Consider the following 8,430-nt stretch of genomic DNA (forward strand, 5'->3'; position numbering starts at 1 on the left):
AGGGTGGTGGTGAAAGGGACCGTGCACAGTGCGAAAGTAGGCGGAGGGGCCTGGGCATAAGAGATATGCGGCAAGGAAGGATCGGTGGTCGGGGAGCGGGAGGCCGAGAAGGGGAGGCGGGTGCGGACGGAGGGAGTACCAACCGGCCACTCCTAGCATTCCGCGGTATCGGCCCTTGCCGCGGCGCGGATCGAGGAGGCAGCACGGTGCGGGAAGGAAACAACCGTTCAGGTCAAGATGGCGAAGCTCCCAAGCGACATCAACCTGAAGGTCGATGAGTACGCGATGCGCTTCATCACCGACAGCAAAAAGAAAGTGGATGTGCGGGGACCGGTCTTCCTCTCGGTCCGTTCCACGATCCTTCCCTGATCTTTTTTACCCGTCCTGTAACAGAACGTCCCCTTCTGTCCGGAACCCGTAGTTCCCATGAGGGACTTTCATCTCGAACCGGGCGCCCTCTCCTTCAATACCGCATTCCCGTATCCGGATGCCGGTTATGGAGAGAATCTCGCGGATCAGGTACAGGCCAAGGCCGGTATTCTGGAAATATTCCCGCCGGAAGATCTTCTCCTTGACTCCTTCCGGGACACCCACGCCATTGTCCTCGTATACGATCAGGAGGCCATCGGGTTCTTCCCGCCAGGAGAGCCGGATCCTTGTCGCTGTCTTCCCGTGGCGGAGGGAGTTCTCCATGAGGTTGTAGAAGACCTTCTCGATGAGCGGGTCGGCATAGACACCGAGGTTCTCCAGCGAATACTCAACCGTGACACCGGCAAGGTTCAGCGAGGACTCAGCCTTTTTGACCAGCGCTTCAACGCTCTTCCACTGGGCGGCATTGCTCCCGATCTCCTGGTACTCCTTCGTAAAGATGATCTGGCCGCGGATGGTCTCGGCTGCATGGTACGCCTTGTCAAGGCATTCGCTGACCTTAGTATCCGTGCTGTCCAGCTTTGCGATCTCGAGGTAGCCGAATACCGCTGTGAGCTGGTTGAGGATGTCATGCCGGGTGATGGTGTTCATGACCCCGAGGTTCCGGTGGGCCTGCACAAGCGCGGTCTCGGCATTCTTCTGAGCGGTGATGTCCCGGCCCACTGCCTGGTATCCCGTGGGCTCCGGCAGGTCGGAGAAGATCGCCCGGTAACTCCACTGCTGCCAGAGCGTGGACCCGTCGGCTGCAAGCATGCGGGAGTCCATGGAACGCACCGGGTTCTCGCGGGTGAGTTCCTCTAACTGGGAGAAGAAGGTCTCCCGGTAATCCGGTGAGATACTGTCACGGATGTTCCGCCCCAGGATCACATCGCGCGGTTTTTTGAAGTAGGTGCAGTATGCCTCGTTGACAAAGACAATCGTGCCGTCTGGCAGGAAGCGGAAGATGAACTCCGACTGATCCTCAACGACATTCCGGTACTGCGTCTCCTGCTCCCGCAGGGCCTCTGCAAGCCGGTTCTGCTGGAGGGCCTGGCTGATGAAATGCTTTAAGACCATGAACTCTTTTGCCGGGTTGCGTCCCTTGAGCACGAAATGCGTTGCACCGGTGTTCAGGGCATTGATAACTGCCTTGTTGTCGGCCTTCTTTGCAAAGAAGATAAAGGGCGTGGAATTCTTCCGGCTGCGCCGTAGGGCTTCAAGAAAGGCCTGCCCGTTCGTCACCGGGAGCTGGTATTCCGCGATGATGATATCGAACCGCTGCGAGCGGAGCAGGTAATGGGCTTCCCGCGCTGAAGCAACCGAAGTTACACAGATCTCGCCGGAACTCTCAAAGTAATCCTTGAGGCTCTTCTGGAGCGCGGCATCGGGATCGATATGCAGGAGCGAGATCATAGGCCGGTTTAAGAGAGGGTTGGGTGCGGGATCAGAACAACGTTTTGCTGGTTCCCGATCGCCTTCGGGACGGGCGGAACCATCCCGTGAATCAGGCGCGTTCACGGATGAAGATCCGCCGGTGGATGATCCGCCAGGAGAGGATAAGCTGGACGATATCGGTGGGTGTGACAGTTTTCCTGCCCTCGAACATGGCAATGGGATGGACGCCGGTCTGGTACTCGATGGTCTTTTCGAGTTTATGGATCGTTTCGTAATTCATCTCGCCGTCAAAGGTCAGGGCCCGCATCCGGGCGCAGTCGACAAACTGCGTGGTGAACTCAATCAGGAAATCCCGCTCATGGAAGGAGAGGAGCGAGTACAGGTCTATGCTCAGGTCGATATCCGAGATTGTCTTTCGCATGCGGTTCTGCATGAGGGAGATGTTGTACACGTTCCGCTCCGGGCCGAGGTCCTTCCCGTACTTTGAGTGAGAGATGCGGATCACGGCATCGGCTTCGCAGCGCTGGGGCGCGATAAATTCCGCGTAATCCTTCTCGCGCCTGCGGATCTCTTCAGTGACCTGCTCATCGGAATAGCCACGGCGTTCCCTGTCACGAAGACGTTTCCAGGCATATTTCACCTCTTTTTCCGGGTCGACAAAGATCGAGAAGTCCATGAGTTCGCGAAGGCGCGGGGTGAATAGCGTGTGCAGGCCTTCGAGGATGAGGATATTCCGTGGTGCAAACGGGATGGGGGGATCGAATCTCCCGGTCTCATGGTTGTATACCGGTTTCTGGATTGATTGGCCCTGCCTGAGTCGGGCAATGTGATCCTCCAGCAGGCTGATGTTGTTGGCATCGGGGTGGAGTGGGGTGATGTCCCGCTGCTTCCGCTCTTCCCGGTCATATTTGTGGTAATCATCCAGCGTAATAGTAGAGACCAGGGCCGGGCCGAATATCTGCCGGATCGCGTTCGTGAACGTGGTCTTTCCTGACCCGCTGTCACCGGCAACACCAATGGTGAAGACAATGGGGGAGTGGGCAATCGTTTCCTTGAAGTTGATCTCGTGATCCATAGGCCTGTGTACCCTTGACATGCGGTACCGTATTAAAGGGTTGGAACCCAGCCCCTCGATATCTGTTCGAAAAACATAACATTATATTGCGGCGATTTCATTTAATGTTAGATTTAAATAACATTAATAACCATTAATGTTAGAAATAAATAACAGATGGGTTGAGAGGATGAAACCGAGAAACATGTACCGGATTATTATCGGGGCGTTGATGATCGTGAGCGGCCTTGTTCTTGCACTGGCAAGCCAGGGTGAAGCAATTGCCGGCACCATCATGCTCTGTGCCGGGCTGGCGTTCCTGATCACCGGGATTATCCGCCACCGGAAATATGGGGATGACCCGGAATCGGACGAGCGGTCGAAGAGGATCGGGGCGTACGGCCTCTCCTATGCCTGGCTGACCGGCCTCTTCTTCATGACCGCACTCTTCTGGCTGGACTATACCGGGCTTCTTATGCTCACAACCCAGAACGCGCTGGCCCTCTCGGTCGTAGTTCTTGCACTCTCTGCAGTAGTGTACCAAGCGTGGCTTTTCCGGAAAGGAGATGTGGATTAAGGTATTTAACAAGATGTGGGAGCGTGCATGAGGACAAGGATCAAAGAGTACCGGTCTCAGCTTTCCCTGACACAGGATGATCTTGCAAAAAAGGTCGGCGTGCGGAGGGAGACAATTGTCTTTCTGGAACAGGGGAAGTACAATCCCTCTTTAAAACTTGCCCACGAGGTTGCAAAGGCCCTGAATGCAACGATCGATGAGCTCTTCCTCTTCGATGACGAATCCGAGACGCCTGAGAGCCGAATCGTGCTGGTGGACTGACACTACCAGAATTAAGCGGCCTGAACTTCGCTCTTTCCAGCCGCGATGGGAGCATGATCTGCTTCCTCTGGCCCGTGGCTGAGCTCGCGGAGGATGCGTACCGTGGCATCCTTGTCCAGCGGCTGGTTGTCGTTTCCGCACTTGGGCGAATAGATGCATGACGGGCACCCGCTCTCGCACCGGCAGTCGCGGACCAGTTCGTGCGCTGCGGTGAAAAGTTCGGGGAGGAGCCCGAAGGCTTTCTCGGCAAGCCCGATTCCCCCCTCGTACCCGTCATAGACAAAGACCACGGGCTCTCCCTTCTCCCCAAATGATGGTGATGAGAGCCCCCCGATATCCCAGCGGTCGCACATCACATATAGCGGCATGAGCGCGATTGTCGCGTGCTCAACACCATGCAGGCCCCCTCCAAGATCGCCACCACATTTTGTAACAGTCAGTTCAACGGATTCCTGCGGGATGAACCAGAAGGCTTTTGTCCGGAAGGTCAGGGGCGGGAGCGTGAGAGGCTCAAGGCCGATGATCGTGTCGCCGCGTTTTATCTTGTAACCCGTGTACTGCTCCGTCACTTCCACTTCGCCAAAGAAGCACGGGGTGTTGTTGACCGTCCGGGTCTCCAGCGTCCCGATGATGGAGATGTCGATCTCTTTTTGCGGCTGCGTGTAATAATCGACATCTGTTTCCGTAACCCGGATTGTGTGGGTGTCGAGGTCCATCTCGTTGACCACGTACGTCTCGCCCTGGTGGAGCATGATCGCGCCCTTGTGCGCTTCGCGGTAGGCCTGCCCGCGATCCATAGTCTCGAGGAGCCTGCCATGGCACATGACACGGAAGGACTCGCCGGGTACGCCGTCCAGCCGGACTACATCGGCTGCCCTCCCGCGGCCAGCATAGACCCACCCGCGGATCGTTTTCCGGAGGAGCCCCGCTGCCCCGAGGTCCGGCAGGAGACACGACAGGGGTTCCCCGAAGAATGCGCTATCGCGGTCCTCGCGCAGGGGGAGCTCGGCAGCAGCGCAGATCAGGTGCCCGGAGACGATATAGGGATTTCCGGTATCGATGATCGCCAGTTCGTGCGGGCGGGAGAAGAACTGCTCCGGGTGGTGCATGAAATACTGGTCGAGCGGGTCTGCCTGCGCAACGAGAAGGGCAAGGGATTCGCCCCCTTTCCTTCCGGCACGCCCGGCCTGCTGGCGGGTGGACATCATGGTGCCGGGATAGCCGGAGATGATAACGGCGTCGAGGGAACCCACATCGATCCCGAGCTCGAGGGCATTGGTCGAGACAACACCTTTCCGGGTACCTTCCTTGAGCTGTCGCTCGATCACCCGCCGCTCTTCCGGCAGGTATCCCGCGCGATACACGGAGATCGCGTCAGCAAGTTTCTGGGATATGCGCCGGGCATCGTCCCGCGACCAGACCGTCACCAGCTCCGCCATCTTGCGCGACCCGGTGAAACAGAGTGTCTGGAGATTCTCTTTCACGCAGGAGACCAGGATGTCCTTGGTTTCCTGGTGAACGGAGCGTTCGCTGATCCCGTTGTAAAACGGGTTGAAGAGGACAAAATTCCGCCTGCCATGGGGCGCCCCGTCAGTATCGACCAGCACACACTCCTGCCCGGTAAGGGCATGTGCAAACTCCACGGGGTTTGCCAGCGTTGCCGTTGACAGGATAAACTGCGGCCTTGCACCGTAGTGCCGGCAGAGGCGGAGGAGGCGGCGTATCACGAACGCGATATGTGAACCGAAGACCCCCCGGTACCGGTGAGCTTCGTCAATGACGATATAATCCAGGTTCGAGAGGAACGGCTGCCACTTGGCATGCCAGGAGAGAACGTGGTGTATTTCGTGGGGATTGGAGATGATCACGCGCGAGTGTTCACGGATCGCGGCCCGCTTTGACTGGGGGGTGTCGCCATCGTAGACCGCCACTCTTGCTGTAATCCCCGTGTACTGCGCCATCTGTTCGAGTGACAGGAGCTGGTCATTTGCGAGCGCTTTGGTCGGGTACAGGTACAGGGCGCGGGCGTCGGGATCCTGTTCAAGATGGCAGAATACCGGAAGATTGAACGCAAGGGTCTTGCCGCTGGCGGTTGCGGTGGTAAGGATGACATTTTGTCCGGCCCGGGCATGGTTTATCGTCTCGCACTGATGCGAGTAGAGCCGGATCCCGCACTGGTCAAGATAGGATTCAAGGGCCGGTGAAAGCGGGGCGTCAAGCGAGCCATAGTGCGGGGGTTCCGGTACAGATACCTGACGGTGGACACAGCGTGCCCGGAAGACCGGGTTGGTATCGAGAAGACGGAGAAGATCAGCTACCGCCATGTGCCACCTCCAGCAGGTAGGTGAAGAGGCGGGCCAGCGAGACAACATCCTGACGGTTGTGTTCCACGATGGGGACAAGGGGGCCGGAGTTGCCGGACCGGAGATAGCTCTCGTAGAATTCCGGGACCATCTGCCCTGGGACATCGTCTTCCCTGATCACATTCAGGATCTCGCGTTCAAGAGCCGCAAGCCGCAGAGAGGGGAACTGGCCTTTCCACCGGCGCCGGCTGAAATGGAGAACATCGAAGTGGGGGATGGTGGCCGGATAGCCAAGACCATAGTACGCGAGGCGGTCCATAAGATAGGGGAAATCGAAGGATTTGCCATTGAACGTGACAAGGGCCGGCCGGTCTCCGGACACGTGATCCATCGTCGCGATTAGCGCTGCCTGCTCTTCGGCAATATCGCGCAGGAGATACTGGTGGACGATAAGGTGCCCGCGTTCGATAACACCAATACCGAAGAGGATGATGGGACGGGAGAAAAGGCCAAGCGTCTCGATATCCAGGAATACAAAATCTTCCGGCTCATGGAGAGTTGCTGCACCCAGGACCGATGGATGGGACCGGGAGTGTCGGCTGCCGGCAAGGTCCATGATGGATGAACTGTCACCTCCAGTGATACAGGAAAGGACGGTTTTTGCCTGCTGCCGGAAACAGGGATGCTCCAAGAGGTCGGGAATGGAGTGATAGCCCCGCGCATTGAGCCGTTTTTGGATCGCGGGGCCGATGCCATGAACAAGAGTCAGGTCTCCAAGAAGACGAGTTCTCAACTGTTCGCTGTCCAGCGGAAGAAACGAATACTCCTGCCGGGATTCCAGGGAAAAACAGGTACCCCCCTCGTTGGTAATCTCCCTGCCGCGGAAGACTGTGTCGAATGTCACTCCAGCATACCGGTCCAGGAGCGTATCGAGAAAAACACGGGCCCGGTCATATTCCGATGAGAAGATCACGGAGTCCGAGAAACCAGCCTCAAACGCATTCCCGTCGCGGACAATGGAATATTCCCGCATCGACTGCATCCGCTGCTGCCAGAGTGCGCCGATTCGAGAGGGGGCTGGTACGACAGACATCTTCTTGTTACTCCCTCGTAATAGGACGGTTTAAAGATCCGGGCGGGCGGTGTGAAAGTGTCGGGCGATCCCATGGACCCTAAAGAGACGTTTAATCTGCCGGGCGATTCAACACAAAACTACCAGCAAACGGCCGGGCCTCTTTTCCGGCCATGATAGAATGAACATAGATGGTCTGTTGATCGATCTCGATGGCGTGATTTACCAGGGGGGAAAGGCAATCCCCGGGGCCCGTACGACACTGGAATACCTGGAAAAACAGGATATTCCGTTTCGCTGTATCTCGAACACCACACGCAAATGCCGGCAGACGATCCAATCACAAGTGTCGGGTATGGGTATCGATGTTCCCCTGGAACATATCTTTACCCCGCCACTGGCAGCGGTCACTTACATGAGACAGAACAATAAAACACGGTTTCATCTCCTCGTGACAGGAGATGTGGACCGGGACTTTGCCGGAACGGGGGCGCATGTTTCACAATCCGCGGATTATGTAGTTGTTGGCGATGCCGGGGATAACGCCACCTATAACACAATCAATACCGCATTCCGGCTCCTCATGGATGGGGCAGAGCTCATAGCCCTTGAGAGAGACCGGTACTGGATGGCACAGGATGGCCTTGCACTCTCCGCGGGGCCGTTTGTCTCTGCACTTGAATACGCGACAGGAAAGACCGCGATCCTGGTGGGAAAGCCCTCGAAAACATTCTTTGATCTCGCACTTACGGATATGGCGCTTCCCCCGGGGCGGGTTGCGATGATCGGCGATGATCTCTTCACTGACGTGGGGGGCGCGAAGCAGGCAGGTATGACCGGGATTCTTGTAAGGACGGGAAAATTCCGGGAAGATCTTCTGCACAAATCCACAGTTGTACCGGATATGATTATCGGGTCAGTTGCTGACGTTCCGGATATCCTTGAAGGGTAATCATGGCGTCCCAGGGCAAGATAGCGAGATATCTCATCCCCCTCCTCCTCATTTTCCTGATTATTGCCATTGGTGTTACCCTCATCGTCAACCGCGACGGGGTTGTCCCCCCGCGTATCGAAGTACAGCAGACTTCCCTGCCACTTCCCTCATCAGATTACTCGTTTCCTTTCGGAAATATCACCATATCCCTTTCGGGATCCGTTGATCCTGCTGTCTATTACGGGGCAAAAGCGGCGAAGAAAGAGACCGTTGTGAGGGGGAACATCTCGGATTCCACCTGGATCCGGGAAACCTACCTGGCGATGATAAACGATCCCGCGCAGGACTCCTTTTACTCCTCCCTCATTGCCACATTCCGCTCAATACGGAGCCAGCAGCACCTTGATGATGATGAGTACCTTGAAC

The 8,430-nt window shown here is 56.9% G+C and carries 8 protein-coding genes and 1 pseudogene; 5 read left to right on the forward strand and 4 right to left on the reverse strand.

Features of this window, described 5'->3' with window-relative positions; genetic code table 11:
* Positions 1–237: 237 nt before the first annotated feature.
* Positions 238–369: a hypothetical protein gene (locus tag CW742_RS03640; RefSeq protein WP_292416590.1), complete on the forward strand. Its 132-nt coding sequence runs from the start codon at positions 238–240 to the stop codon at positions 367–369.
* 6 nt (positions 370–375) lie between these two features.
* On the opposite strand, the gene CW742_RS03645 is transcribed toward CW742_RS03640, so the two are convergent.
* Both CW742_RS03645 and CW742_RS03650 read right to left on the reverse strand, forming a co-directional pair.
* A complete protein-coding gene (locus tag CW742_RS03645) occupies positions 376–1,821 on the reverse strand; it encodes a PAS domain S-box protein (protein ID WP_292416593.1) in 1,446 nt (481 codons plus the stop codon).
* A gap of 91 nt (positions 1,822–1,912) precedes the next feature.
* The gene (locus CW742_RS03650) at positions 1,913–2,878 is read right to left on the reverse strand and encodes a phosphoribulokinase (protein ID WP_292416596.1); all 966 of its coding nucleotides are present in this window, start codon (positions 2,876–2,878) and stop codon (positions 1,913–1,915) included.
* 169 nt (positions 2,879–3,047) lie between these two features.
* Here CW742_RS03650 and CW742_RS03655 point away from each other — a divergent pair, with 169 nt between their 5' ends.
* Together CW742_RS03655 and CW742_RS03660 are read left to right on the forward strand one after the other, a co-directional pair.
* Positions 3,048–3,434, forward strand: a complete 387-nt coding sequence (locus CW742_RS03655) for a hypothetical protein (RefSeq protein ID WP_292416599.1) — start codon at positions 3,048–3,050, stop codon at positions 3,432–3,434.
* 27 nt (positions 3,435–3,461) lie between these two features.
* A complete protein-coding gene (locus tag CW742_RS03660) occupies positions 3,462–3,695 on the forward strand; it encodes a helix-turn-helix transcriptional regulator (RefSeq protein WP_292416602.1) in 234 nt (77 codons plus the stop codon).
* An 11-nt stretch (positions 3,696–3,706) separates the two neighbouring features.
* Here the strand turns inward: CW742_RS03660 and CW742_RS03665 are convergent, their stop codons facing one another.
* Together CW742_RS03665 and CW742_RS03670 are read right to left on the reverse strand one after the other, a co-directional pair.
* Positions 3,707–6,019, reverse strand: coding sequence for a DEAD/DEAH box helicase (locus CW742_RS03665; RefSeq protein ID WP_292416604.1), 2,313 nt, complete (start codon positions 6,017–6,019; stop codon positions 3,707–3,709).
* Positions 6,006–7,091 (reverse strand): ribonuclease H-like domain-containing protein, encoded by a 1,086-nt coding sequence (locus CW742_RS03670; protein ID WP_292416607.1) that lies wholly within the window; start codon positions 7,089–7,091, stop codon positions 6,006–6,008. The genes CW742_RS03665 and CW742_RS03670 overlap by 14 nt, the downstream gene beginning before the upstream one ends.
* A 160-nt stretch (positions 7,092–7,251) precedes the next feature.
* On the opposite strand from CW742_RS03670, the gene CW742_RS03675 reads away from it, so the two are divergent.
* Both CW742_RS03675 and CW742_RS03680 read left to right on the forward strand, forming a co-directional pair.
* The gene (locus tag CW742_RS03675) at positions 7,252–8,022 is read left to right on the forward strand and encodes a TIGR01458 family HAD-type hydrolase (protein WP_292416610.1); all 771 of its coding nucleotides are present in this window, start codon (positions 7,252–7,254) and stop codon (positions 8,020–8,022) included.
* Positions 8,023–8,024: 2 nt separating this feature from the next.
* A pseudogene (locus CW742_RS03680) lies at positions 8,025–8,430 on the forward strand (hypothetical protein); the annotation flags it as partial.

This window comes from Methanoregula sp., assembly GCF_002835825.1.
Classification (GTDB): Archaea; Halobacteriota; Methanomicrobia; order Methanomicrobiales; family Methanospirillaceae; genus Methanoregula.

What these genes read in the sequence shown, in the direction of transcription:
- CW742_RS03640 (WP_292416590.1), top strand. Translation starts at nt 238, where the DNA reads ATGGCGAAGCTCCCAAGCGACATCAACCTGAAGGTCGATGAGTACGCG.
- CW742_RS03645 (WP_292416593.1), bottom strand. Translation starts at nt 1,821, where the DNA reads ATGATCTCGCTCCTGCATATCGATCCCGATGCCGCGCTCCAGAAGAGC.
- CW742_RS03650 (WP_292416596.1), bottom strand. Translation starts at nt 2,878, where the DNA reads ATGGATCACGAGATCAACTTCAAGGAAACGATTGCCCACTCCCCCATT.
- CW742_RS03655 (WP_292416599.1), top strand. Translation starts at nt 3,048, where the DNA reads ATGAAACCGAGAAACATGTACCGGATTATTATCGGGGCGTTGATGATC.
- CW742_RS03660 (WP_292416602.1), top strand. Translation starts at nt 3,462, where the DNA reads ATGAGGACAAGGATCAAAGAGTACCGGTCTCAGCTTTCCCTGACACAG.
- CW742_RS03665 (WP_292416604.1), bottom strand. Translation starts at nt 6,019, where the DNA reads ATGGCGGTAGCTGATCTTCTCCGTCTTCTCGATACCAACCCGGTCTTC.
- CW742_RS03670 (WP_292416607.1), bottom strand. Translation starts at nt 7,091, where the DNA reads ATGTCTGTCGTACCAGCCCCCTCTCGAATCGGCGCACTCTGGCAGCAG.
- CW742_RS03675 (WP_292416610.1), top strand. Translation starts at nt 7,252, where the DNA reads ATGAACATAGATGGTCTGTTGATCGATCTCGATGGCGTGATTTACCAG.